Source organism: Achromobacter sp. 1011811831 (assembly GCF_059760905.1).
The window spans coordinates 14,825-39,304 of sequence record NZ_JCBANG010000046.1 but is presented as its reverse complement, the minus strand read 5'-3'; the positions used below and the strand labels follow the sequence as shown (position 1 = coordinate 39,304).

Genomic DNA, 24,480 nt, shown 5'->3' with positions numbered 1-24,480 from the left:
GCCTGCCGGCGCATGGCGCGGCGCGCTGCGGCGCAGCATGGGCGGCGGCGTAGAATAGCCGGATCATCGAATCCGGGAATCCGCCAACCATGAACGCCCCCCTGCATGCCGAAACCCTGCGCCGCTCGGTGCCGGCCGCTTGTCTGGAAGCCCTGCGCGCGCGCTTCGGCGATCGCTTCACCGAATCCGCCGCCGTGCGCGAACACCACGGCCGCGACGAATCGCCGTATCCCGTGATGGCGCCGGACGGCGTGGTCTTCGCGCACAGCACCGAGGAAGTGGCCGAGATCGCCAAGCTGTGCAACGAGCACCGCGTGCCGCTGATCCCCTACGGCGCGGGCTCCTCGCTCGAAGGCCACATCCTGGCGATCCAGGGCGGCATCAGTCTGGACCTGTCGCAGATGAACAAGGTGCTGGCCGTCAATGCCGAAGACCTCACCGCCACGGTGCAGGCCGGCGTGCTGCGCAAGCAGCTCAACGAAGAGATCCGTAGCACCGGGCTGTTCTTCCCCATTGATCCGGGCGCCGACGCCAGCCTGGGCGGCATGGCCGCCACGCGCGCCTCCGGCACCAACGCCGTGCGCTACGGCACCATGCGCGAGAACGTCATGTCGCTGACCGTGGTCACCGCCGACGGCCGCATCGTGCGCACTGCCGGCCGCGCCCGCAAGTCCTCGGCCGGCTACGACCTGACGCGCATCTTCGTCGGCAGCGAAGGCACGCTGGGCATCATCACCGAAGTCACCGTGCGCCTGTATCCGCAGCCCGAGGCCGTCTCGGCCGCCGTGTGCAACTTCCCCACGCTGGACGATGCCGTCCAGAGCGTGATCGAGATCATCCAGATGGGCGTGCCGGTGGCGCGCGTGGAATTCATGGACGCGGCCAGCGTGCGCGCCGTCAACCTGCACAGCAAGCTCACGCTGCGCGAGACGCCGCTGCTGGTGTTCGAGTTCCACGGCAGCCCGGCCGGCGTGCAGGAGCAGGCCGAGACCGTGCAGGCCATCACCGCCGAGCACGGCGGCATGGACTTCGAATGGGCCGAGCGCCCCGAGGACCGCAGCCGTCTCTGGACCGCGCGTCACAACGCCTACTTCGCCGGCCTGCAGCTGCGGCCCGGCTGCCGCGCCAGCACCACCGACGTCTGCGTGCCGATCTCGCGCCTGGCCGACTGCGTGCGCGAGACCGTCGATGAACTGGACCGCGCCAGCTTCCCGTACACCATCGTGGGCCACGTGGGCGACGGCAACTTCCACGTGCTGATGCTGCTCGATGCGGATAGCGAGAAGGAATGGCAGGAATCCGAGACCATCAACCACAACCTGGTGCGCCGGGCCATCGCCGCCGACGGCACCTGCACCGGCGAGCATGGCGTGGGCCTGCACAAGATGCAGTTCATGGCCGAGGAACACGGCGACAACGCGCTGGAACTGATGCGCAGCCTCAAGCACGCGTTCGATCCGAACAACATCCTCAATCCCGGGAAGATCGTTTCCTGGTGAGGATGCGCGCCCTGGGCGCGTGAAGAAGAACGGCGGCGCAGCGATGGCCGCCGTTTTTTTTCGCCTGGGCGGAGCTGCTTCCAACGGGTTTGCGCCAGCGCACATTTACCGTCGGTTACGCGCGCGAACGTCGTTTCATGCGGGGCTGCGCTGTCGATGCGGGTAAATCCCGGCCTGCGTCCGCCCAGCGGGCGCGCTATTGTTTCACCCATGAACTCACTGGTCGAAACCGGCCTGGCCCAAGCGCAGCCGCCTTATTCTCCGCAGCAACTGATCGAGGCCCTGTCGGCCGCGTTGCCCGCGCACTGCGTGCTGTTTCGCGAAGAGGACACCCGCCCTTACGAATGCGACGGCCTGTCGCTGTACCGCGCCTTGCCGGCCGTCGTCGCGCTGCCCGAGACCGAGGAGCAGGTGCAGGCCGTGATGCGCATCTGCAAGCGCCTGAATGCGCCGGTGGTGGCGCGCGGCGCCGGCACCGGCCTGTCCGGCGGCGCCATGCCGCACAGCCAGGGCGTGCTGCTGGGCCTGTCCAAGTTCAACCGCATCCGCCGCATCGACCTGGCCAGCGCCACCGCCGTGGTCGAGCCCGGCGTGCGCAACCTGGCGATTTCCGAAGCGGCCGCCCCCTACGGCCTGTACTACGCGCCCGATCCCTCCAGCCAGATCGCCTGTTCCATCGGCGGCAACGTGGCCGAGAATTCCGGCGGCGTGCACTGCCTGAAGTACGGCCTGACCGTGCACAACGTGCTGCGCGCGCGCGTGGTCACCATCGACGGCGACATCGTCGAGCTGGGCTCCGAGGCGCCGGACGCGCCGGGCCTGGATCTGCTGTCGGTGTTCATCGGTTCGGAAGGCATGCTGGGCGTGGTCACCGAGGTGACGGTCAAGCTCATTCCCAAGCCGGCCTGCGCGCAGGTCGTGATGGCCAGCTTCGCCAGCGTCGAGGCGGCCGGCAACGCGGTCACGCAGGTGATCGCGGCCGGCATGATCCCGGCCGGGCTGGAGATGATGGACCGCCGCGCCACGCACATGGTCGAACCCTTCGTGCGCGCCGGCTACGACATGGACGCGCAGGCGATCCTGCTGTGCGAGTCCGACGGCACGCCCGAAGAGGTGGTGCACGAGATCGCGCGCATGGAGGCCGTGTTCCGCGATGCCGGCGCCACCCGCTGCCAGGTATCCGCGTCAGAGGCCGAGCGCCTGAAATTCTGGGCGGGCCGCAAGAACGCGTTCCCCGCCGCGGGGCGCGTGTCGCCCGATTACTACTGCATGGACGGCACCATCCCGCGCCGTCATCTGGCGCGCGTGCTGGGCGCCATCGAACAGATGGAAGACGACTTCGGCCTGCGCTGCGCCAACGTCTTCCATGCTGGCGACGGCAACCTGCACCCGCTGATCCTGTTCGATTCGAATAAACCGGACGAAGTGGAACGGGCCGAGAAGTTCGGCGCCGCCATACTCGAACTGTGCGTGCAGGTTGGAGGAACCGTGACGGGAGAGCACGGCGTAGGAATGGAGAAAATAAATCAAATGTGCGTGCAATTCTCGCGAGAAGAACTCGACGCGTTCCTGGCGGTCAAGCGGGCGTTCGACCCGCCGTGCCTGCTCAACCCTGAAAAAGTCATCCCCACGCTGGCACGCTGCGCCGAATACGGCAAGATGCATGTGCATGGGGGAGAGCTGAGCTTTCCCGATCTCGCCCGTTTCTAGGACGTACCCCGTATGGATTTCGTCCTGTCGGAGTTGTGCGACCAGGTCATGACGGCGCGCGCCGGCCACAAGCCCCTGTTCGTCATGGGCGGCGGCAGCAAATCGTTCTATGGCAACTACCGGCCCGTCACGCCGCAGGACGGGCATTGCCTGCTGGACATGACGCCGTATCGCGGCATCGTCAACTATCACCCGTCCGAACTCGTCGTCACGGTGCGTGCCGGCACGCCGCTGGCCGACCTGGAGGCCGAGCTGGCCGCCCACGGCCAGATGCTGGCCTTCGAGCCGCCGCATTTCGGGCCCGCCGCGACGGTGGGCGGCTGCGTGGCCGCCGGCCTGTCCGGGCCGCGCCGCATGAGCGCGGGCGCCTTGCGTGATTTCGTGCTGGGCGCGCGGCTGCTGGATTCCGATGGGCGCATGCTGTCCTTCGGCGGCGAGGTCATGAAGAACGTGGCCGGCTATGACGTGTCGCGCCTGCTGGCCGGTTCGCACGGCATCTTCGGCGCCATGCTGGAGGTGTCGCTCAAGGTCGTGCCCAGGCCCATGCAGGAAGTGACGCTGGCGCAGCCCGCCACGCAGGCGCGGGCGCTGTCCTGTTTCGCGCAGTGGCGCGGCAAGCCGCTGCCGGTGTCCGCGACCAGCTGGAGCGGCGACGCCGATGGCGGCGAGGGCATGCTGTGCGTGCGCCTGTCCGGCGCGCCGCCCGCGCTGGCCAGCGCGCGGCAACTGATCGGCGGCGACGCGATGGAGCCGGACGCGGCGCACGCCTGGTGGCGCTCGCTGCGGGAGCAGACCCACACCTTCTTCGAACCCGGCAAGCCGTTGTGGCGGCTGGCCCTGCCGCCGACCGCCGCCGCGCTCGACCTCGGTCCGACGCTGTTGGAGTGGGGCGGCGGCCAGCGCTGGCTTTGTGGCAATTACGAGGCGGCCACGCTGCGCGAGCGCGCGGCCAGCCTGGGCGGGCACGCCACGCTGTTCCGGCCGGCGGGCATGTCCGTGCCGCAGGACGGCGTGTTCCATCCGCTGGCGCCGGCCGTGGGCCTGATCACGCGCCGCCTCAAGCAAGAACTCGATCCCGCCGGGCTGTTCAACCCCGGCCGCCTGATCCTGGAGCTGTAGCACGCCATGCAAACCCATCTGGCTTCCTGGGCAAAAGACACCGATCTGGGCAACGAGGCCGACGCCATCCTGCGGCGCTGCGTGCACTGCGGCTTCTGCACGGCCACCTGTCCCACCTATCAGGTCCTGGGCGACGAACTCGACAGCCCGCGCGGGCGCATCTACCTGATCAAGCAGGTGCTGGAAGGCGCCGAGCCCACGCAGTCCACGCAGCAACACCTGGACCGCTGCCTGACCTGCCGCAACTGCGAGACCACCTGCCCGTCGGGCGTGCAGTACGGCCATCTGATCGATATCGGCCGCAAGATCGTCGACGAGCGCGTGCCGCGTTCCTGGGCCGAGCGCACCAAGCGCAAGCTGCTGCGCCAGGCCATGCTGTCGCCGCTGTTCGGTCCCGCGATGCGCCTGGGCCAGGCCGTGCGCGGCGCGCTGCCGCAGGCGTTGCGCCGCAAGGTGCCCGAGCGCCGCGACCCGGGCCGCCTGCCGCAGGTGGCCGGGCACGCGCGCCAGGTGTTGATGCTGGCAGGCTGCGTGCAGCCGTCCATGATGCCCACCATCGACGCCGCCACCATCCGCGTGCTGGATGCGCTGGGCATCGGCGCGCGCATCGCGCCGGGGGCGGGCTGCTGCGGCGCGGTCAGCTTCCACCTGGATGAACAGGATGCGGCGCTGGCGCAGATGCGCGCCAACATCGACGCCTGGTGGCCGTTGGTGCAGGACGGGCGCGTCGAGGCCATCGTGATGAACGCCTCGGGCTGCGGCGCCATGGTGAAGGAATACGCGCATCACCTGCGCAACGATCCGGCCTACGCGCAACGCGCGGCGGACATCGTGGCGCTGGTCAAGGACGTGGCCGAGATCGTCGCGCCGCAGGCGCAAGCGCTGCGCGCGCGCTTGCCGCAAGCGCCGCGCGCGGCCTTTCATCCGCCGTGCACGCTGCAGCACTGGCAGGGTCTGCGGCCGCTGTCGGAGCAGCTGCTGGCGGACCTGGGATTCGAATTGCAGCCGTTCGCCGACAAGCATCTGTGCTGCGGCTCGGCCGGGGCGTACTCGGTGCTGAATCCGGACATCGCGCTGGAGCTGCGCGACCGCAAGCTGTCGGCCATCGCGGCCGGCGGCCCGGACGTGATCCTGTCGGCCAACATCGGCTGCATCGGCCACCTGCAAAGCGGCACCGACACGCCGGTGCGGCATTGGGTCGAGGTGGTGGACGAACTGCTGCGCCAGCCGGCCGACGGCCGGCGCTAGCGGACATATCGCCAGTCGCCAGTTGGCCGGCGCAGGGAAACATGGCCCCCGCCCGGGCCGGCATCGGGCGGGCAGGGGCCGGGTGGCGGCCTACTCGACCGCCTTCACCATCTCTTCGAGCACCTTCTTGGCGTCGCCGAACACCATCATGGTGCGGTCCATGTAGAACAGCTCGTTGTCCAGCCCGGCATAGCCCGAGGCCATCGAGCGCTTGTTCACGATCACCGTGCGCGCCTTGTAGGCTTCCAGGATGGGCATGCCGGCGATCGGCGACTTGGGATCGTTCTTGGCGGCCGGGTTGACCACGTCGTTCGCCCCCAGCACCAGCACCACGTCGGTCTGGGCGAACTCGCTGTTGATGTCCTCCATCTCGAACACCTGGTCGTAAGGCACCTCGGCCTCGGCCAGCAGCACGTTCATGTGGCCGGGCATGCGGCCGGCCACCGGGTGGATGGCGTATTTCACCGTCACGCCGCGCTCGGTCAGCTTCTCGGCCAGTTCCTTCAGCGCATGCTGGGCGCGCGCCACGGCCAGGCCGTAGCCGGGCACGATGGTCACGCTTTCGGCGTTGGTCATGAGGAAGGCCGCGTCGTCCGGGCTGCCCGACTTCACGCTGCGCTGCTGACCGTCGCCCTGCTGCGCGCCGCCGCCCGCCTGCGCGCCGAAGCCGCCCAGGATGACGTTGAAGAACGAGCGGTTCATGGCCTTGCACATGATGTAGGACAGGATCGCGCCCGACGAGCCCACCAGCGAGCCGGCGATGATCAGCATGGGGTTGTTCAGCGAGAAGCCGATGCCCGCCGCCGCCCAGCCCGAGTAGCTGTTCAGCATGGACACCACCACCGGCATGTCCGCGCCCCCGATCGGGATGATGATGAGCACGCCCAGCACGAAGGCGATCAGCGTCATCATGATGAACGGCGTCCATTGCTGCGTCAGCATGAACCACACGCCGGCGGCCAGCATCAGCAGCGCCAGCGCCAGGTTCAGCATGTGCTGGCCGGCGAACACCACCGGCGCGCCCTGGAACAGGCGGAACTTGTACTTGCCCGACAGCTTGCCGAAGGCGATGACCGAACCCGAGAAGGTGATGGCGCCGACGAAGGTGCCGATGAACAACTCGAAGCGGTTGCCCACCGGTAGCGGCATGCCGGCCGGCGCGATGCCGAAGGCCTGCGGCTCGGCCACGACGGCCACGGCGATGGCCACCGCGGCCAGGCCGATCATGCTGTGCATGAAGGCGACCAGCTCGGGCATCTTGGTCATCTCGACGCGCTTGGCCATCAGCGTGCCGATCGAGCCGCCCACCAGCAGGCCCAGCACCACCCAGCCAAGGCCGATGGCGGACGCGCCTTCGCGCGCCAGGCCCACGATCAGGGCGGCGGTGGTCAGCACGGCGATCGCCATGCCGGCCATGCCGAAGGCATTGCCCAGGCGGGACGTGGTGGGGTGGGACAGGCCCTTGAGCGCCTGGATGAAGCAGACCGACGCGACCAGGTAGAGCAGGGTGACGAGGTTCAGCGAGATCATTGCGCGTCCTCCTTGCCCGGCTTCCTGTCCTTCTTCTTGAACATTTCCAGCATGCGGCGCGTCACGAGGAAGCCGCCGAACACGTTGACCGCGGCCAGCGCCACGGCGAACACGCCCATGCCGCGCGCCAGCCCGCCCTCGGTCAGCGCGGCGGCCAGCATGGCGCCGACGATGATGATGGCGGAGATGGCATTGGTCACGGCCATCAGCGGGGTATGCAGCGCGGGGGTGACGTTCCAGACCACGTGGTAGCCGACATAGATGGCCAGCACGAAGATGATGAGATTCATCAGGGTGGGGTTGATCGCTTCCATGCCTAGGTCCTCCGCGTCACGTTGCCGCCTTCGCACACCAGGCAGGCCGCCACGATTTCATCGTCGCGCTGGATTTGCAGCGCGCCGTCCGCATTGATGATGAGCTTCAGGAAATCCTGCAGGTTGCGCGCATACAGCGCGGAGGCGTCGGTCGCCACCATGCCTGGCAGGTTGTTCAGCCCGACCAGTGTCACGCCGTGCTTTTCCACGACCTGGCCGCGCTCGGTCAGCGGGCAGTTGCCGCCGCGCTCGACCGCCAGGTCCACCAGCACCGAACCCGGCTTCATGCCGGCCACGGTCTCGGCGGACACCAGCGTGGGCGCCGGGCGGCCCGGGATCAGCGCGGTGGTGATGATGATGTCGGCCTGCTTGCAGCGCTCGGACACCAGCGCCGCCTGCCGCGCCATCCATGACGGCGGCATGGGGCGGGCATAGCCGCCCACGCCCTGCGCGATCTCGCGTTCCTCGTCGGTTTCGAACGGCACGTCGATGAATTTCGCGCCCAGCGATTCGACCTGCTCGCGCGCGGCGGGACGCACGTCGGAGGCCTCGACCACCGCGCCCAGGCGCTTGGCGGTGGCGATGGCCTGCAGGCCCGCCACGCCGGCGCCCAGCACGACGGCGCGCGCGGCCTTGAGCGTGCCGGCGGCGGTCATCATCATGGGAAAGAGGCGGCCGTAGTAGTGCGCCGCCAGCAGCACGGCCTTGTAGCCGGCCAGATTGGCCTGGGACGACAGCACGTCCAGGCTCTGCGCGCGCGTGATGCGCGGCGCGGCTTCCAGCGCGAAGCCGGTCAGGCCGGCGGCCGCCAGCCGCATCAGGCCTTCGGCGTCGAACGGGTCCAGCATGCCGGCCACCACGGCGCCCGGCTTCATGTGGGGTAGTTCCTCGGCGGAAGGCGCGCGCACCTTCAGCACCAGCCCGGCTCCCAACGCATCCTGGGCCGAGCCCAGGGTCGCGCCGGCGGCCTCGTAGGCCTCGTCCAGATATCGGGCGGCGACGCCCGCCCCGCGTTCCACTACGACAGTATGCTTGCCGGCCGTGTACTTCTTGACGGTTTCCGGTGTTGCTGCGACACGGGTTTCCCCGTCTCGGGTTTCTTTTGGTATCCCGATGTGCATCGACGCCTCTCCTCAGAAGGTTCGCGGATAGTTATACACGGAATACAGAGGGGAAGCCCGCAAGGTTCATTGGGACGAGTCCGAGCCGGGCTTGATAAGGCGCGCAAACGCCGTTTCCTGGGACAGGCGCGGGAATGCGGTCTTGTTGCGAATTCGAAAGACAGAAGCCCCGCGGCGCGGGCCGGGGGGCTTGCGGGACAGGCTCGCGGCGCGAACGCGCGCGTCAAGGGTTACGCCGTCTGCGCGCGCGTCCAGAGGATCAGCGCCGCCGTCAGCTCGCGCAGGTCTGCCTTCAGCCGGCCGTAGCCCGCAGTCGGGCGCAGCGAGACTTCATCCATGTAGAGCTTGCGGTTGATCTCGATCTGCAGGCTATGGCGGCCCTCGGCCGGGCAGCCGAAGGCGCGCACCAGTTCCACGCCCTTGTACGGGTCGTTGACGGTCACGTGGTAGCCGCGCGCGCGCAGCCAGGCCGCGATGAATTCGCGGAAGGCCGGGTCGCTGGTGCTGCCGTCGCGGTCGCCCAGCACGAAATCGGGGTGGACCAGGCCGGGCTGGTCGGTGGCGTAGGCGCCGGCCACGCTGGGCATGGAGTGGCAGTTGATGTGCCAGACCTTGCCGAACTTGCGATGGGCGCCGTCCAGCAGCTGGCGCAGCGCCGCGTGATAGGGCTTCCAGCAGGCCGCGATGCGGTGCTCGACTTCCTCGACCGGGAGCTTGCGGTCGTACAGCGGCGTGCCGTCGTCCAGCATGCGCCAGATCAGGCCCTTGCCCAGGCGGACCTTGGGCGAGGCGTTGACGGCGCCGGGCCAGGGGCGGTCCAGCAGCAGTTCGTCGATCTCGTCGGGCGCGCGGTTGGCGTCGATATAGGCGCGCGGAAAGGTCGCCGCCAGCAGCGGCGCGCCCATGTCCACGGCGTCGCTCCACAGATCGTCAACCCAGGTGTCCTCGGCGGTGCGCAATGCCCCGTAGTCGGCCGCGGCGGCGAAGTCGGGAGGGTAGGCCGTGCCGCTGTGCGGGGAGTCCAGCACGAGCGGGGCCGAGGGATCCGATTCGGGATAGCGGGGAGGAAGGTCCAGCCGGTAGGACAGGGGTTGGGTAAATCGCATAAGGGGTTTCAGGTTCGTTGATCGGAGACCCCCGCGCCCGGCGCGAGACGGGGCGGCGGGGGCCGAAGACCGCAGGCCGTGTGACGGGCTCAGTCGATCTTCACGTTGGCTTCTTTGGCGATGCGCTTGTTCTTGGCGATCTCGGCCGAGATCTGCGCGGCGAATTCGGCCGGGGAGTTGGCGGCGGGCGCGGCGCCCAGCGCTTCGAGCTTGGCCTTGACGTCCGGATCGGCGCTGACCTTGCGCACGGCGGCATTGAGCTTGTCCAGCACCGGCTGAGGCAGCTTGGCCGGCGCGACCAGGCCGAACCAGGAGGCATCGTTCACCGCCGGCAGGCCGGCCTCGGCGAAGGTGGGCACGTCGGGCAGGCTGGCCACGCGCTTGGGCCAGGCCACGGCCAGCGGCACCAGGCGGCCGGATTGCGCGTGCGGCAGCGTCGAGGGCAGGTTGTCGTACAGCACGTCCACCTGGCCGGCCAGCGCGTCGTTCAGCGCCGGACCGACGCCACGGTAGGGCACGTGCATCAGGCTGGTGCCAGAGGCCATCTTGAACAGCTCGCCCATCATGTGCGAGACCGAGCCGTTGCCGGCCGACGCATAGGTCAGCTTGCCGGGTTCGCTCTTGGCCAGTTTGATGAAGTCGGCGATGTTCCTGGCCGGGACTTTCGGGTTGACGGTCATGATGTTGGGCACGGCGGCCAGGTTCGAGACGGGCGTGAAGTCTTTCTCGCCATCGAACGGCAGGTTCGGGTAGATGGCCGGGTTGATGCCGTGCGTGCTGACGGTGGCGATTCCCAAGGTATAGCCGTCCGGCGCGCTGCTGGCAACAAAGGCGCTGCCGATCGAGCCGCCGGCGCCGCCACGGTTTTCCACCACCACGGTCTGGCCCAGTTCCTTGCCGAGCTTGTCGGCGAACAGGCGGCCGACGATGTCGGTGGTGCCGCCGGGCGGGAAGGGCACGATCAGGCGCACGGGCTTGCTGGGATAGGCATCCTGGGTATGGGCGATGCCCGAGGCCAGCGGAGCGGCCAGGGTCGCGGCGGCGACACACAGGCCCAGGACTACGTTACGGCGTTGCATGGTTTCCCCTTGTACAAAATTGGAAGGCGGATGCGAAAACGCATCCGCCAGACAAACGATTCTTTCTTTCGGGGGCGGTTTGCGCAAACGAAAGTTTCTCCGTAATCTATGACTTTTTTTCATGCCTCTTTCCGGAGCGCGTCCCCTTTTTACTGCGGGCCGTGGATCCCGAGGCGACATGCCCCCTGGCGGGCAAGGAGCCCGCGCCGGTCGCGGGAGCTTCACGCATGCGGCGTTTCTGCCCGTCTCTGACCGATTTGCAGGCCTTTGAAGTGGCCGCCCGGCATTCCAGCTTCACCCGCGCCGCCCAGGAGCTTTGCGTCACGCAAGGCGCCGTCAGCAAGCAGGTCAAGCATCTGGAAGCCTTTGTCGGCGTCGAGCTATTCCTGCGCATCAGGCAAGGCCTGGTGCTGACCGAGGCCGGTCGCGCCTACCTGGCCAAGATCCAGGCCGGCCTGGGGCAGATCGAGGCGGCCACGGTGGAACTGATCGCGCACCAGGGGCGCGGCGGCACGCTGAACCTGACCTGTATGCCCACATTCGGCGCGCGCTGGCTGATCCCGCGCCTGACGGCCTTCATGCGCCAGCGCCCGGACATCCACGTCGAATTCCTGCCGCACCGCCAGGGCTACGATTTCTCCACCCCCGAGCTGGACGCCGCCGTGCGCTTCGGCGAGGGGCTTTGGCCCGGCAGCGGCGCTGATTACATCGTGGGCCGGGACATCGTGCCCGTGTACAGCCCCAGGCTGATCCCCGGCGGCTGCGCCGCCCCCGAAGACCTGCTGGCCTATCCGCTCTTGCACCACACGTCCGCGCTGGATGGCTGGCGCGACTGGTTCGAGCAGGCAGGCTGCGATACCCGCCGCAGCCTGGAAGGAGCGCGCTTCGACCAGTACGCGCTGCTGTCGCAGGCCGCCGCCGCCGGTTTCGGCGTGGCGCTGATCCCGCGCTGCCTGGTCGAGGACGAGCTGAGCGACGGCCGGCTGTCGGTCGCCGTGGAGCTGCCGATCCGGGCGCGCATGGGTTACTACCTGTGCTATCCCGAGCAGAAAGCCAGCTTGCCGACGCTGCAGGCATTCCGCGCCTGGCTGATGGAAGTCTCGCGCGCGGCGGAGCCCCGGCCTGAAGAGTCAGCGGATCCCATCGCACTAAAATGATCGCATCATGAGCCAAACATCCACCAAGAAAGGCCGCGTTGTCGTCGGCATGTCCGGCGGGGTCGATTCTTCGGTCACCGCCTGGCTGCTCAAGCAGCAAGGCTACGAGGTCGTCGGCCTGTTCATGAAGAACTGGGAAGACGACGATGATTCCGAATACTGCTCCACCCGCCAGGATCTGCTGGACGCGGCCAGCGTCGCCGATCTGGTCGGCGTGGAATTCGAATACGTCAATTTCGCCGCCGAATACAAGGACCGCGTCTTCGCCGAGTTCCTGCGCGAGTATTCCGCCGGCCGCACGCCCAATCCCGACGTGCTGTGCAACGCCGAGATCAAGTTCAAGGCCTTCCTGGACCATGCCATGGCGCTGGGCGCCGAGCACATCGCCACCGGCCACTACGCGCGCGTGCGCGAGGTGCCGGCGGCAGGCGGCGGCACGGAATTCCAGCTGCTCAAGGCGCTGGACGGATCCAAGGACCAGAGCTACTTCCTGCACCGCCTGAACCAGGCGCAACTGTCGCGCACGCTGTTCCCGCTGGGCGAGATCCACAAGACCGAGGTGCGCCGCATCGCGCACGAGATCGGCCTGCACAACGCGGCCAAGAAGGATTCCACGGGCATCTGCTTCATCGGCGAGCGGCCGTTCCGCGAGTTCCTGAACCGCTACCTGCCGACCGAGCCGGGGCCGATCCTGACGCCGGAAGGCCAGAAGGTGGGCCGCCACGAAGGCCTGTCGTTCTACACGCTGGGCCAGCGCAAGGGCCTGGGCGTGGGCGGCGTGAAAGGCAAGCAGCGCGAGGACGGCACGGCCGAGGCCTGGTACGTGGCGCGCAAGGATCTGGAGCGCAACCGGCTCTATGTGGTGCAGGGACATGACCATCCCTGGCTGCTGTCGAACCGCCTGCAGGCGCAGGATGCCAGCTGGGTGGCGGGCCGCCCGCCCGAGGCGCGCGGCTATGGCGCCAAGACCCGCTACCGCCAGGCCGACGCGGCCTGCCGGCTGGAGGACGCCGCCGACGGACGCTTCGCGCTGGTGTTTCCAGAAGCGCAATGGGCCGTCACGCCGGGCCAGTCCGCCGTGCTGTATGACGGCGATATCTGCCTGGGCGGGGGTATCATTGCCTAGCTGACGGTCGGCCCGCAGAGGCCGGCCCGGCGCGCGGCTTGACCGCGCAACACACCAAGGCCCCCGCGCGGGGCCTTGTTCATGACATCAAAAAGGGGAGAGGGACGTGGATGTGACGATGGTGATCTGCCTGCTGGCGCTGGGCGCGGCGGCGGGCTTCGCGGCGGGCTTGCTGGGCATAGGCGGGGGCATGGTGCTGGTGCCGTTCCTGACCATGCTGTTCAGCTGGAAGGGCATGCCGGCCGACCTGGTGGTGCACGCGGCCATCGCCACGTCCATGACCTCGATCCTGTTCACCTCGATTTCCAGCGTGCGCGCGCACCAGCAGCGCGGCACCATCAAATGGGGCATCGTCGCCGCGATGGCGCCGGGCATCATCATCGGCGGCCTGCTGTCGGGCGGCGCGGTGTTCGCCGCGCTCAGCTCGCACTGGCTGTCGCTGTTCTTCGCGCTGTTCGTGGGCTATTCCGGCTGGAGCATGCTGCGCAACAAGAAACCCAAGCCCAGCCGCCAGATGCCCGGCGTCGCGGGCACCAGCGCGGCCGGCGTGGGCATCGGTTTCCTGTCGGGCCTGGTGGGCGCCGGCGGCGGCTTCCTGTCCGTGCCCTTCATGGTCTGGTGCAACGTGGCCCTGCACAACGCCGTGTCCACCTCGGCGGCGCTGGGCTTTCCCATCGCGCTGGCCAACAGCGCGGGCTACGTGGTGTCGGGCCTGAATGAGTCCGTCTCGCGTCCGGGCATGCTGGGCTATATCTACTGGCCGGCGCTGATCGCGCTGGTCTGCGCCAGCGTGCTGACCGCGCCGCTGGGCGCGCGCATGGCGCATCGCCTGCCGGTGGCCACGCTGAAGAAGGTGTTCGCCTGCCTGCTGTTCGCGCTGTCGGCGTACATGCTGTTCAAGGCGGGGCAGGCGTTCAGCGGCTGAAAGACGAAGGCAAGCCGTATGTGCCCGTGGGGTCGCGCGGAGCCGGCTTTGCCGGTCCGCAGCGACGCCCCCTTGAGGGGGAGCGCGCAGCGCTTCGGGGGTGGGTTCCGCCCTCCGGTCCGCAGCGACGCCCCCTTGAGGGGGGAGCGCGCAGCGCTTCGGGGGTGGGTTAACTCTGGGGTACTGTGTCCACGAAGGATTGGCGCTGCGCCAGCTTGTCGTACAGGCGGGCCAGGTTGGGATGGCCGGTGCGCCAGTCCAGTTCGGCGAAGCGCAGGTCCAGGTAGCCTAGCGCGCAGCCCACGGCGATGTCGGCCAGGCTGTAGTTGATGCCCATGCAGTGGGCATTCTCGCCCAGGCTCTTGTCCATGGCGTCCAGGCTGGCGTGGATCTTGCCGTACTGGCGGTCGATCCATTCCTGGCTGCGTTGCGCTTCGGGGCGCTGCCTTTCCTTGACGATGGTGACGCAGGCGTCCAGCAGGCCGTCGGCGATGGCTTCCCAGCACTTCACGGCCGCGCGGTCGCGTCCCGGTTGCGGGATCAGGCGGGCGACGGGCGAAAGCGTGTCCACGTATTCGACGATGACGCGCGAGTCGAACAGGGCGCCGCCGTCTTCCATGACCAGGCAAGGCACCTTGCCCAGCGGGTTGTACGTTTGGATCTGCGTGTCGGCGGACCAGACGTTTTCGATTTCAAGCCGGTAGTCCAGCTTTTTCTCGGCCATGACGATACGCACTTTGCGCACGTAAGGACTGGTAAGCGAGCCGATCAGTTTCATGGAGTCACAAGCGGAGTCGGAAAGCGGCCGAAGTATAGCAGGCCGCATGACGGCGGCCCGCCGCGGCCGGATGCCAGCCAGTTTGCCACAATGTGGGCGCGTCCCGGATGATAAAATCGCCGGGTTTTCCCCTCTGTCGCTTTTTCCCTCACAGACCATGCAGATCGCCGACCAGCTTAGCCAACTCAACGCCCTTTCGCCATTGGATGGCCGCTACGCATCCCGGGGCGACGCGCTGCGCGGCCTGCTGTCCGAAGCCGGCTTCATGGCCCACCGCGTCGAGGTCGAGGCCGCCTGGCTGGTGGCCCTGTCCGATGCCGGCCTGCCCGAGCTGCCCGCTTTCTCCGAGGCCGCTCGCCAGCGTCTGCGCCAGCTGGTGGAAGGCTTCTCCGAGGCTGACGCCGCCCGCATCAAGGACATCGAGCGCGTCACCAACCACGACGTCAAGGCCGTCGAATACTGGATGAAGGAAAAGGTCGCCGACGACGCCGAACTGGCCCGCGCCGCCGAATTCATCCACTTCGCCTGCACCTCGGAAGACATCAACAACACCTCGCACGCGCTGATGCTGACCCGCGCGCGCGACCAGGTGGTGCTGCCGCGCCTGCGCGAGATCGCCGCCAAGCTCAACGAGATGGCCGTGGCCCAGGCCGACCAGCCCATGCTGTCGCGCACGCACGGCCAGCCGGCCAGCCCGACCACGCTGGGCAAGGAATTCGCCAACGTGGCCGCGCGCCTGAACCGCGCCATCGCCGCCGTCGAGGCCGTCGAGCCGCTCGCCAAGCTCAACGGCGCCACCGGCAACTACAACGCCCACCTGTCGGCCTATCCCGAGATCGACTGGCCCGCGTTCAGCCAGAAGGTGCTGGCCGGCCTGGGCCTGACCCAGAACCGCCACACCATCCAGATCGAGCCGCACGACTGGATGTCGGCGCTGTTCGACGCCGTGGTCCGCGCCAACATCATCGTGCTGGACCTGGACCGCGACATCTGGGGCTACGTGGCCCTGGGCTACTTCAAGCAGCGCCTGAAGGAAGGCGAGGTCGGCTCGTCGACCATGCCGCACAAGGTCAACCCGATCGACTTCGAGAACTCCGAAGGCAACCTGGGCCTGGCCAACGCCGTGCTGCGCCACCTGGCCGACAAGCTGCCGATCTCGCGCTGGCAGCGCGACCTGACCGACTCCACCGTGCTGCGCAACCTGGGCGTGGGCCTGGGTTACTGCCTGGTAGCCTGGGACGCCTGCATGCGCGGCCTGGGCAAGCTGGAAGTGAACGTTGCCGCCATCGACGCCGACATCGACGCCTGCTGGGAAGTCCTGGCCGAGCCGGTGCAGACCGTGATGCGCCGCTATGGCCTGCCCCAGCCCTACGAGCAGCTCAAGGCGCTGACGCGCGGCAAGGGCATCACCGAGCAGGCCCTGCGTGAATTCATCCAGGGCCTGGAACTACCCGAAGAACCCAAGGTCCGACTGCTGGCCATGACGCCGCGATCCTATATCGGTCTGGCGGCGCAGCTGGCGCGCTCGGTCTGATCCGAGTCCGTCCGCCGCGCGCGGGGCGCGCGGCATTCTTGTTTCATTCACGGGAGGTTGTTATGAAGAAGTTGTCCATGCTCGCCGCGCTGGCCTGTATGACCGTGGGCCCGCTGCTGGCGACGTCCGCCCAGGCGCAGTTCGCCAAGCCCGAGGACGCGGTCAAGTACCGCCAGTCGGCGCTGACGCTGATGGCCTCGCACTTCGGCCGCATGACGCCGGTGATCAAGGGCCAGGCGCCTTACGATGCCGCGCAGATCAAGGCCAACGTCGAAGTCCTGAAGACCCTGTCGGCGCTGCCGTGGACGGCCTTCGGCGCGGGCACGGAAGGCGGTGACGCCCGTCCCGAGATCTGGAGCGATGCCGCCGGCTTCAAGCAGAAGCAGCAGGCCTTCCAGGACAACATCGTCAAGCTCTCGGCCGCCGCCGACGCCGGCGACCTGGACAAGCTGCGCGCCGCCTTCGGCGACGTGGGCGCGAGCTGCAAGGCTTGCCACGACTCATACCGCAAGAAGAAGTAAGTCGCCGCGGGCGCAGCGCCCGTGTCGATGCAACGCCCCCGGGCTACGTGCCTCGGGGGCGTTTTTATTGCGCGCCACGTGCAAAGAAAAAGCCGCCCGGACATCCGGGCGGCTTTGTTTTCGCCGTGGCGCCTGAGCGGCTCAGGAGAACGACATGTCGGCGACGATCTCCAGCGAGCGGATCCAGAGCACCAAGCCTGTCACCATGGCCGCCAGCAGCAGCGCGCGCAGCCAGACGGCCGCGCCGTTGTCGGCCGGCGGCGTGCCGGGCGGCACGTCCTTGGCATAGGCCTTGCCGGTGATGATGGCGCGCACCAGGCGCTTGCGGCGCACCAGCGCGTACCAGGCCACGGCCAGCAGGTGCAGCGCGACCAGCCCGATGATGACCCACTCGTTGAGCTTGTGCCAGGACGTCAGCGCGCTGGCGGTGGCTTCGGCGACGTGGCCGTACAGCGGCCCTTGCACCATGATGTCGTCGGTGGTGAACAGGCCGCTGACCGCCTGGAAGCCCAGCACCAGCAGCAGCGCCAGCACCGACAGCGCCCCCAGCGGGTTGTGCCCGGCGGGCGCCGCGGCCCCTTTCAGGTAGCGGGCGACGGCGGCGGGGCCGCGCAGGAACTGGCTGAAACGCGCATAGCGCGGGCCGATGAAGCCCCAGATAAGCCGGAACAGGATCAGCCCCAGCGTCGCGCAGCCGAAGCGTATGTGCCAGTCCATGTAGAGACCGCCAAGCTTGACGGTGACGAACGCGCCCACGATACAGACGACCAGCGCCCAGTGGAACAGACGGGTGGGAAGGTCCCAGATCAGGACGGCTTGGCGGTTGTTCTGCATGGTTGGATCCGCGAGGAAAAATGCTGCTGCGACTGTATCACGCGGAAATCAGGCCGCCGCCCGGGCGGGCGGCGGTGTTTGCGCGGGCTCAGGCCGCGCGGCGGACGGACTCGATGCGATGCACGTGTTCGTGGCGGAAGCGGATGCGCTGGGCGGGCGTCTTCTGCGCCGCGCCGGCCGGCAGGACTTCCGTCGTGTAGGTCGTCATGCCGTCGATGGGCGCGTTGAAGATGACCGCGGCGCGGATCGCCGGGCCGTTGGCCGGTTGCAGGTACACGATGTCGCCGATGTGGATCGGCATGTCGTCCAGCTGCGTGTGGGCCGGGCGTCGGATCAGGTCCGAGGTGGTGAAGCGAGTATTCATATTGGTGTTCTCTTTGAAGTTCTTGTTATGGAAAAAGCGGTGTCCGGCCTGGCCATGGCGCCTTGCGGATTCAATATTCCGCGCCGCGGCGCCGCTGGCCCGATCGCGACGTTTCGCGTCGGATCCCAGGAAAGACACTAAGGCATTGCCATGACGCCTGTATTGCGCCGGATCATGGCGCGCAGGGGCAAGGCGGTTTGCGCGCGCCGGCGCAGTCTCCGGCGGTGCGCGCCCTGGGGCGGGACGCGGCATCCGGCAATGGGCCGGCGGGCGCGTACGCGGCATGGGCGTTGCGGGGCGGCTCGGGCCGTCCCGGTTGGTCCGGGATTGACTCCCAGAATCCCCGAGGGTGGAAAACCGGACTGGCGGTTCTCCGGCGGGGCGCGGAATGCGCCGCGTTGCTGCTGTCGGGCCGGCAACAGGGGGCCGGTCGTCGAGCGCCGTGGCGCCATGTGGCTTGCGCAAGGCTGGGCAAGGGCCGGGCCGGCAAGCGCATGAATGTGCCGCTCAAGGCGGCGGTCGGGCCGAAAGGAACCGGTCTTGGTCCGTTCTTTTCTGGTCCGGAAGATCCCGGCCCGTCGTGCTTGTTCTTCTTTCCGGCATGTCGCGGGCTTTCCGCAGCATGGAGATCCGGGTCTTCGCTCGTCTGCCTGGAACGGATGCAGCCGTCGCCATTGGATGGGCTGTCGATCGTGTTCCGGATCCGGGTTGGCCTTCCGCTGTCGTATGCGTCAAGCCATGTGCTTGCTACTTGCCGTCAGCGGGCAGGGCGCGCCGCAGGTTTTGCGCTGCGAGCTTCGTACTCTGGCCGTTTGCTTTGGATTCAGTGCCCTGAATCCGGTCTTGCCGGTTGCTCGTCGGTTGCCTTTTTTATTTAGAAGAACGTAGGCAACAAACGATCATATCCCAGCTTTCGATAAAAATCAAGGGTTTGGAGCGAGCCGCGGTGAAAGGACCGGACCCGCCCGCTCAATGCGTCGTCGGGCTCGCCTGACGCTGCGCCTCGATGATCAGGCCTTCCAGGCGCGGCGACATGCGCAGCGCCACGTGCGCGGCGGTCGAGCCGTCGGGCAGCGGCTGGGTTTCCAGGGCCAGCCCGATCGCTTCGCCGTCGAAGGCCTCGGGCGCGGCCTTGATCTCGATGTAGCGCGCCAGCAACGCGTCCACCGCCTTCTGTGCGTCCGTCAGTGCTTCCTGTGACAGCCGGCCGTCGCCCAGGTACTGGTTGACCACTCGGGCCAGGTCGTTCATGAAGAACAGCAGGGCGGCCGCGCCGCGGCAATCGGGCTGGGCGAAGCCCCAGTCGGAGGAAGTGTTCGAGCTCATGGGTGAATGCGGGTCGATGTGGCCGCCGGGGCCGGAAGCCGCTGATTGTAGGGGATGCGCGGCTGCCGCCGGTCGGACCGCGCCGTCCGCGCCGGCATGACGCAGTGCTTTGCGGCATACTCTGTGCGCCATGACCGTCCGACCCGCTCTTCTTGCCGATATTCCCGGCCTTGCCGCCATCGAGCGCTCGGCCGCCGCGCGTTTCGCCGGCACGCCCATGCGCTGGGCCGTCGAGGGCGATACCTTGCCCGCGGATGTCCTACGCCAGGCGCAGGCCGCCGGGCTGCTATGGGTGGCCGAGGCCGACGGCCAGCCGGGCGGGTTCGCGCTGGCCGAACCCATGGATGGGTCGCTGTTCCTGCTCGAGATGTCCGTGGCCTTGCCGCAGCAGGGGCGCGGGCTGGGCTCGGCGCTGCTGGCGGCGGTGATCGCACACGCCCGGGATGGCGGCTACGCCTCCGTGTTGCTGACCACCGACCGCGAGCTGTCCTGGAACGGGCCTTACTATCGACGCCGGGGTTTCTTCGAGCTTGAACGCGGGCGCCAGGGACCGGCCCTGCGTTCCCGGCTGGATGAAGAGGCCGCGGCGGGCTTCGATCCCGCGAGGCGGGTGGCGATGGCGCATGACCTGCGGCCATGAGCGGCGCGGGCCTGTGTCATATCGCTTCGATGGCAACAAATTCCGCCTGTCGGCGGCGGCCGGTCGGGGCTTCGGGATAATTGGTGTCATGTAGCGCCGCAGGCCGCGTGGCAAGGCATGAGGCCATGCGCGGCCGCTGGCGGCGCGGATTGCCTGGTTCGGCATGCGGAATAGGAGGGTAGGCATGGCTTGGCTGCGTGTATGCCTGATAGGCCTGGTCGCGGCGTCGGCGCTGCTGCTGGGCGCCTGCGGCAATCGCGAGCCCGAGGCGCGCGCCGCATTCATCGCGTTGCTGCAGAGCCGGAGCGAAGCCGCCGCAGGCGGACCGGTCGCCCTGCCGCCCCTGAGCAAGGAAGAGCGGCAGGCGCTGGGCGATTACACGCAAGCCTACGGCATCATGTCGGACTACCAGGCCGAGTTGCGCAAGGCTGCGCAGCCCTTGCGCGAGGTGTTGGCCACCGAGACGCTGCACTCGGTCGGCGATATCGTCGCGCGCCGCGATGCGCTGACGCTGGCCCGCAAGACGCTGCAGGCCAATGTCGCGGCCGTGCGCGAGGCGCGCGCGCGGGCGGACAAGGTCCGTTCCGGGCTGGAGCTGCCGCCCGATCTGGCGCCGGCCTATGACGGCGTGTACGACGAATCCCTGACCGCCCCCGCCAACGAGCTGCTGGCCGCGGCCGCCACGCTGGATGCCGTGGCGCGCGATGCGCTGGCCATCGCCGATTTCGTGGCGGCGAACGCCGCTGGCATCGAGCTGGCCGACGGCCAGGCGCGCGTGGCCACGCCCTCGCTGCAACAGGCGCTCAACCTGCGCCTGCAAGGCCTGAACGCGCAATCGGACGATCTGGAGCGGGCTCGGGAACAGATCCGCCGGGCGGCGGGGCCGAGCCTGACGGATCCGGCGGCGACGCCCTCGGCCGGGGCGGCGTCGACGCCTGCGACGGGTGCGGTGTCGGCGCCTGCGGCCGGGTCCGCGTCGGCGCCTTCGGCTGGTGCTGTGCCCGCGTCCGGGGCTGTGCCGGCTCCCGTGGCCGGGCCCGTGCCGGCCTCCGAAGCCAGGGCTGTGCCGGCGCCGGCAGCCGCAGCGGCGGGATCGGCGGCAGCGCCTGCGGCGGTTCGGCGCTAGCGCTACCGTGCCCAACCTGACCGGACCGCCGGCGGGCGCTGCGACACCGGCTTTGTACAATGCCTTTCTCGCGGCGCCAGCCGCATCCAGGATCGACCATGAGCCAATCCTCCAGCCTGCACTACCGCGTCTTCCTGCTTCTGCTGGCCGGCGTCACCCTCGCGTTCGCCTGGCTGTTGTGGCCGTTCTACGGCGCGGTGTTCTGGGGCGCCATCCTCGCCATCATCTTCGCGCCGCTGCAGCGACGGCTGAGCGCGCGCCTGGGCGGCCGGCGCAACATGGCCGCGCTGATCACCTTGTTGCTGGTCCTGTTGCTGGTGATCATGCCGGTCGCCTTCATCAGCGGCTCGCTGGTGCGCGAAGGCGCCAATCTCTACCAGAACATCAAGTCCGGGCAGCTGAATTTCGGCGCCTATTTCCAGCAGGCCATGGAGGCGCTGCCGCCATCGGTGCATGACATCCTGGCGCGCTTCGATCTGGCCGACATCCCCAGCCTGCAGGAAAAGCTCAGCGCCGGCGCGATGCAGGTCAGCCAGTTCCTGGCGACGCAGGCGCTGAGCATCGGGCAGGACACCTTCCAGTTCGTGATCAGCTTCGGCATCATGCTGTACCTGCTGTTCTTCCTGCTGCGCGACGGGCCCCGGCTGTCGGCGCGCATCAGCCGCGCCATTCCGCTGAGCGAAACCCACAAGCATCACCTGCTGCTCAAGTTCACCACCGTGGTGCGCGCGACCGTCAAGGGCAATATCGCCGTGGCCGCGTCGCAGGGCGCGCTGGGCGGGATCATGTTCTCGATCCTGGGTATCCAGGGCGCCATGCTGTGGGGCGTGATCATGGCCTTCCTGTCGCTGCTGCCGGCGGTGGGCGCGGGCCTGATCTGGGCGCCGGTGGCGATCTATTTCCTTTTGACCGGCGCGACGGTCAAGGGCGTGGTGCTGATCCTGTTCGGCGTGCTGGTCATCGGCATGGTGGACAACATCCTGCGCCCGATCCTGGTCGGCAAGGACACCAAGATGCCGGACTACGCTGTGCTGATCTCCACGCTGGGCGGCATGGCCTTGTTCGGCCTGAACGGTTTCGTCATCGGTCCCTTGATCGCCGCCTTGTTCATGGCGTGCTGGGACCTGTTTGCGCCCGCGCCGGAAGAGCCGGCGGCGCGGCCGGCAGAGGCGCCGACCAAGCAGGAATAGCGTCTTCGAGCCGGGCCGGGCTGGCCTTGTTCCGTCTTCGCCACGGAACGGGGCCGGCCGTGGCCGCGATGGCCGGCTGCATCGACAGGGAGCGCATCGCCATGGAATGGAAACCGCAACGGTCCGGCTGGATCGAAGAGCGTAATTTCGACATCGAGTTCGCCGAAACCCCCGAGGGCTATCACGTCCGGGTGCGGGTGCTGGGCTTTCCACCGCTGGAAGACACCAGGAACGTGTACCCGAACGCCGCGCTGGCCGAGAAGGGCGCGCTGGCGCTGCTGAGCAGCCAGTTCCCCGGCACGCCGGATCTGGAAGACGCGTAGGCGTATTTCGGACCAGGGCAGGGCGGCCGCCTGCGATGCCTGCACCGGCCAGCCATCGCGGCCGGGGCGAGGCGGCGCCCTCTTGCGCCGTCTAGTGCAACTGCAGGCGGAAGTCGCCCAGGATCAGGTCGCGCTCCTTGGGGGCTTCGGTGCGGATCTGGCCGTCGTCCAGCGCCCATTGCGTTTCGGTGCCGCTGGCCCGCTTTGCGCCCTGCGGCGTTTCCAGCCTGCCCAGGTGCAGCCAGCCACCGTCCGCCTTACGGCGGTACGCATGCGGTGAACCTTGGGTGGCGTACTTGTTGTCAGCCGTGTAGACGCGCGGGAACAGGACCAGATCTTCCTGGCCGCTGCCGGACAGGTCCACGAAGAGCAGCAGGCACGGCGCGTCTCGCTCGTATTGCTTGGCGGTCGCGGGCGGCGTTGTGCTCGCCGTCGCGCAAGTCTGCGCCACGTAGGGATTCTGCTGCACGAGGAACTTCCACCAGCCCTCCGGCGCCTGCCGTCCGGCGGGCACGGTGTCAAAGGTGGGCGACGCGGCGATCAGGTCGGCCTTGGGTTCGTCCCAGGAGTAATACTTGCCTGTCAGCGCGCTTGCCGCCGCCTGCGCGATGCGCGGATCGCGCTTGCTGGCGGCGCCGTCGGCCAGCTGGCGCAGGGCATCGCGCCCCCAGTGGCCGTGGTCGTTGCGCATGCTGCTGTAGCGGTACTCGCGCGGTTCCAGACGGCCGTCGAGCAGGCCCTGCAGCTGGCTTTGCGCGGCGATGCGGCGCGGGTCGGCCGCGGGCGTCTGCACCAGCGCCAGCAGGACCAGCGTGGCGAAGGCGGCCACAAGGTTGGTCGTCGCCAGCGTGCCGTAGAAGCCCGCCGGCCGCAGCGCGGCCCAGGCGTAGCCCAGCGCGTACAGCGCCAGCAGGCCGCCGCAATACAGCGCCCAGACGCGGGGAATGGTCCAGCCGTACTGCCCGACCCGCAGGCCCAGGCCGTACAGCGCCACGGCCGCCAGCGGCAGCAGGCAGAGCATGGCCAGGCGCAGCGTCCTGGACAGGCCCTGGCCGAACGGCGCGGCCCCGGGGCTGTCCTGCCAGGCTGCGTTGATCAGCTTGATCCACAGCGCGCAGAAGGCGATAAGCGCGCCGGCCGACAGCTTGACGGCCTCGAAGCCGAGCGCCATGCGCGCCGCCAGCGCGATGGTGAACGCCAGCCCCACCAGCGCCACCAGCGGCAGGAGCCACGCATTCAGCGTCAGCCATGAACGCCGCAGCGTGTCGGCGATCTGGGGGCGGCGGCGCACGCCGACCAGGCTGACGGCCAGCACGATGGGCCAGCCGGCGATATGGAAGCGCGCCTTGCTGATCAGCTCGATCACGGCATCGATGCCGATCATGCGGAACATCAGGCCGGCGATCCACAGCAGCACGAACACGCTGATCGACAGGCAGATGGCCAGCGCCAGGTGCACGGTGTTGCGCCACGCGGCGCGGAACACCGCGGGGTAATTCCATTGAGGCTGGCGCGGATCGAGTTCCTGGACCAGCGGCAGCAGCACGAAGCCGGCCGCGCCGATCAGGAAGGTGATCAGCATGGGACGCTGGCTGTCCGAGACCACGGCCAGCATGCTTTTGGCGTCCCAGCCGAGTCCGTAGGCGGCCAGCAGGGGCAGGACCAGCACATAGGCGGCAAGCGCGATCAGCCAGCGCGCGCCGCTGCGCATGCCGGACAGCAACGCGCCGGCCAGCGGCGCGAGCCAGGCGAGTTGCAGCAGGAACACCATGGTGAAGGGCTGATCCCAGGGCCGGTAGCGGTGTATGGCGACAAAATGCAGGCCCAGGCCCAGCAGCGCGGCCAGCAGGCCATAGAACAGCACGGTCCGGTCGGCCGCGTCCAGTCGCTTCGTCGTTTGTGTCATCGGG

Annotated in this window: 24 protein-coding genes; 14 read left to right on the top strand and 10 right to left on the bottom strand. The window is 68.5% G+C overall.

Annotated features, from left to right (window positions below; all coding sequences use genetic code 11):
• Window positions 1-89 precede the first annotated feature (89 nt).
• The 4 genes from AC6LJ9_RS17900 (at window position 90) to glcF (ending at window position 5,576) form a co-directional block, all read left to right on the top strand.
• Window positions 90-1,499 (top strand): FAD-binding oxidoreductase, encoded by a 1,410-nt coding sequence (locus tag AC6LJ9_RS17900; protein ID WP_498148611.1) that lies wholly within the window; start codon window positions 90-92, stop codon window positions 1,497-1,499.
• A gap of 210 nt (window positions 1,500-1,709) precedes the next feature.
• The gene (locus AC6LJ9_RS17895; protein WP_498148610.1) at window positions 1,710-3,209 is read left to right on the top strand and encodes an FAD-linked oxidase C-terminal domain-containing protein; all 1,500 of its coding nucleotides are present in this window, start codon (window positions 1,710-1,712) and stop codon (window positions 3,207-3,209) included.
• A gap of 12 nt (window positions 3,210-3,221) precedes the next feature.
• Entirely contained in the window at window positions 3,222-4,328 is a 1,107-nt protein-coding gene (gene glcE / locus AC6LJ9_RS17890; RefSeq protein ID WP_498148609.1) for a glycolate oxidase subunit GlcE, read from the top strand.
• Between the two features lie 6 nt (window positions 4,329-4,334).
• Entirely contained in the window at window positions 4,335-5,576 is a 1,242-nt protein-coding gene (gene glcF / locus AC6LJ9_RS17885; RefSeq protein WP_498148608.1) for a glycolate oxidase subunit GlcF, read from the top strand.
• 90 nt (window positions 5,577-5,666) lie between these two features.
• On the opposite strand, the gene AC6LJ9_RS17880 is transcribed toward glcF, so the two are convergent.
• From AC6LJ9_RS17880 to AC6LJ9_RS17860, 5 genes are all read right to left on the bottom strand, one after another.
• The gene (locus tag AC6LJ9_RS17880; protein ID WP_498148607.1) at window positions 5,667-7,106 is read right to left on the bottom strand and encodes an NAD(P)(+) transhydrogenase (Re/Si-specific) subunit beta; all 1,440 of its coding nucleotides are present in this window, start codon (window positions 7,104-7,106) and stop codon (window positions 5,667-5,669) included.
• Window positions 7,103-7,420, bottom strand: a complete 318-nt coding sequence (locus AC6LJ9_RS17875) for an NAD(P) transhydrogenase subunit alpha part 2 (RefSeq protein WP_103273502.1) — start codon at window positions 7,418-7,420, stop codon at window positions 7,103-7,105. Before AC6LJ9_RS17875 ends, AC6LJ9_RS17880 begins: the two co-directional genes overlap by 4 nt.
• A 2-nt stretch (window positions 7,421-7,422) precedes the next feature.
• Window positions 7,423-8,541, bottom strand: a complete 1,119-nt coding sequence (locus tag AC6LJ9_RS17870; RefSeq protein WP_103273503.1) for a Re/Si-specific NAD(P)(+) transhydrogenase subunit alpha — start codon at window positions 8,539-8,541, stop codon at window positions 7,423-7,425.
• 230 nt (window positions 8,542-8,771) lie between these two features.
• Entirely contained in the window at window positions 8,772-9,647 is an 876-nt protein-coding gene (locus AC6LJ9_RS17865; protein WP_103273504.1) for an N-formylglutamate amidohydrolase, read from the bottom strand.
• A gap of 89 nt (window positions 9,648-9,736) precedes the next feature.
• Complete coding sequence (locus AC6LJ9_RS17860) at window positions 9,737-10,726, bottom strand: Bug family tripartite tricarboxylate transporter substrate binding protein (protein ID WP_498148606.1); 990 nt, start codon at window positions 10,724-10,726, stop codon at window positions 9,737-9,739.
• A 227-nt stretch (window positions 10,727-10,953) separates the two neighbouring features.
• Between AC6LJ9_RS17860 and AC6LJ9_RS17855 the strand changes: the two genes are divergently transcribed.
• The 3 genes from AC6LJ9_RS17855 (at window position 10,954) to AC6LJ9_RS17845 (ending at window position 13,934) form a co-directional block, all read left to right on the top strand.
• Complete coding sequence (locus AC6LJ9_RS17855; RefSeq protein ID WP_498148605.1) at window positions 10,954-11,883, top strand: LysR substrate-binding domain-containing protein; 930 nt, start codon at window positions 10,954-10,956, stop codon at window positions 11,881-11,883.
• A gap of 7 nt (window positions 11,884-11,890) precedes the next feature.
• Window positions 11,891-13,009, top strand: coding sequence for a tRNA 2-thiouridine(34) synthase MnmA (gene mnmA / locus AC6LJ9_RS17850; RefSeq protein WP_212321064.1), 1,119 nt, complete (start codon window positions 11,891-11,893; stop codon window positions 13,007-13,009).
• A 106-nt stretch (window positions 13,010-13,115) separates the two neighbouring features.
• Window positions 13,116-13,934: a sulfite exporter TauE/SafE family protein gene (locus AC6LJ9_RS17845; RefSeq protein WP_392413523.1), complete on the top strand. Its 819-nt coding sequence runs from the start codon at window positions 13,116-13,118 to the stop codon at window positions 13,932-13,934.
• A 169-nt stretch (window positions 13,935-14,103) separates the two neighbouring features.
• Here AC6LJ9_RS17845 and AC6LJ9_RS17840 read toward each other — a convergent pair whose 3' ends face one another.
• Window positions 14,104-14,712 carry a glutathione S-transferase gene (locus AC6LJ9_RS17840; RefSeq protein ID WP_498148604.1) on the bottom strand — a complete coding sequence of 203 codons (609 nt, stop codon included), beginning with the start codon at window positions 14,710-14,712 and terminating at the stop codon, window positions 14,104-14,106.
• A gap of 157 nt (window positions 14,713-14,869) precedes the next feature.
• Between AC6LJ9_RS17840 and purB the strand changes: the two genes are divergently transcribed.
• Window positions 14,870-16,246, top strand: a complete 1,377-nt coding sequence (gene purB, locus AC6LJ9_RS17835) for an adenylosuccinate lyase (RefSeq protein WP_212321070.1) — start codon at window positions 14,870-14,872, stop codon at window positions 16,244-16,246.
• A 62-nt stretch (window positions 16,247-16,308) separates the two neighbouring features.
• The gene (locus AC6LJ9_RS17830) at window positions 16,309-16,767 is read left to right on the top strand and encodes a c-type cytochrome (protein ID WP_212321072.1); all 459 of its coding nucleotides are present in this window, start codon (window positions 16,309-16,311) and stop codon (window positions 16,765-16,767) included.
• Window positions 16,768-16,908: 141 nt separating this feature from the next.
• Here AC6LJ9_RS17830 and AC6LJ9_RS17825 read toward each other — a convergent pair whose 3' ends face one another.
• Both AC6LJ9_RS17825 and AC6LJ9_RS17820 read right to left on the bottom strand, forming a co-directional pair.
• Complete coding sequence (locus AC6LJ9_RS17825; protein ID WP_498148603.1) at window positions 16,909-17,601, bottom strand: cytochrome b/b6 domain-containing protein; 693 nt, start codon at window positions 17,599-17,601, stop codon at window positions 16,909-16,911.
• Window positions 17,602-17,689: 88 nt separating this feature from the next.
• Window positions 17,690-17,965, bottom strand: coding sequence for a hypothetical protein (locus AC6LJ9_RS17820; RefSeq protein WP_103273513.1), 276 nt, complete (start codon window positions 17,963-17,965; stop codon window positions 17,690-17,692).
• Between the two features lie 494 nt (window positions 17,966-18,459).
• Between AC6LJ9_RS17820 and AC6LJ9_RS17815 the strand changes: the two genes are divergently transcribed.
• Entirely contained in the window at window positions 18,460-18,843 is a 384-nt protein-coding gene (locus tag AC6LJ9_RS17815) for a hypothetical protein (protein ID WP_498148602.1), read from the top strand.
• A 91-nt stretch (window positions 18,844-18,934) separates the two neighbouring features.
• On the opposite strand, the gene AC6LJ9_RS17810 is transcribed toward AC6LJ9_RS17815, so the two are convergent.
• Window positions 18,935-19,291: a hypothetical protein gene (locus AC6LJ9_RS17810; RefSeq protein ID WP_498148601.1), complete on the bottom strand. Its 357-nt coding sequence runs from the start codon at window positions 19,289-19,291 to the stop codon at window positions 18,935-18,937.
• Window positions 19,292-19,421: 130 nt separating this feature from the next.
• Here AC6LJ9_RS17810 and AC6LJ9_RS17805 point away from each other — a divergent pair, with 130 nt between their 5' ends.
• The 4 genes from AC6LJ9_RS17805 to AC6LJ9_RS17790 all read left to right on the top strand — a co-directional run bounded on the left by AC6LJ9_RS17805 (window position 19,422) and on the right by AC6LJ9_RS17790 (window position 22,570).
• Window positions 19,422-19,931, top strand: a complete 510-nt coding sequence (locus AC6LJ9_RS17805; RefSeq protein WP_498148600.1) for a GNAT family N-acetyltransferase — start codon at window positions 19,422-19,424, stop codon at window positions 19,929-19,931.
• Between the two features lie 184 nt (window positions 19,932-20,115).
• Window positions 20,116-21,057: a DUF3053 family protein gene (locus tag AC6LJ9_RS17800; protein WP_498148599.1), complete on the top strand. Its 942-nt coding sequence runs from the start codon at window positions 20,116-20,118 to the stop codon at window positions 21,055-21,057.
• A gap of 98 nt (window positions 21,058-21,155) precedes the next feature.
• A complete protein-coding gene (locus AC6LJ9_RS17795; RefSeq protein ID WP_498148598.1) occupies window positions 21,156-22,247 on the top strand; it encodes an AI-2E family transporter in 1,092 nt (363 codons plus the stop codon).
• Window positions 22,248-22,348: 101 nt separating this feature from the next.
• On the top strand, window positions 22,349-22,570 hold the full coding sequence (locus AC6LJ9_RS17790; RefSeq protein ID WP_212319785.1) for a hypothetical protein: 222 nt from the start codon (window positions 22,349-22,351) through the stop codon (window positions 22,568-22,570).
• Window positions 22,571-22,661: 91 nt separating this feature from the next.
• Here AC6LJ9_RS17790 and AC6LJ9_RS17785 read toward each other — a convergent pair whose 3' ends face one another.
• Complete coding sequence (locus AC6LJ9_RS17785; RefSeq protein ID WP_498148597.1) at window positions 22,662-24,476, bottom strand: DUF4153 domain-containing protein; 1,815 nt, start codon at window positions 24,474-24,476, stop codon at window positions 22,662-22,664.
• Between the last annotated feature and the right edge of the window lie 4 nt (window positions 24,477-24,480).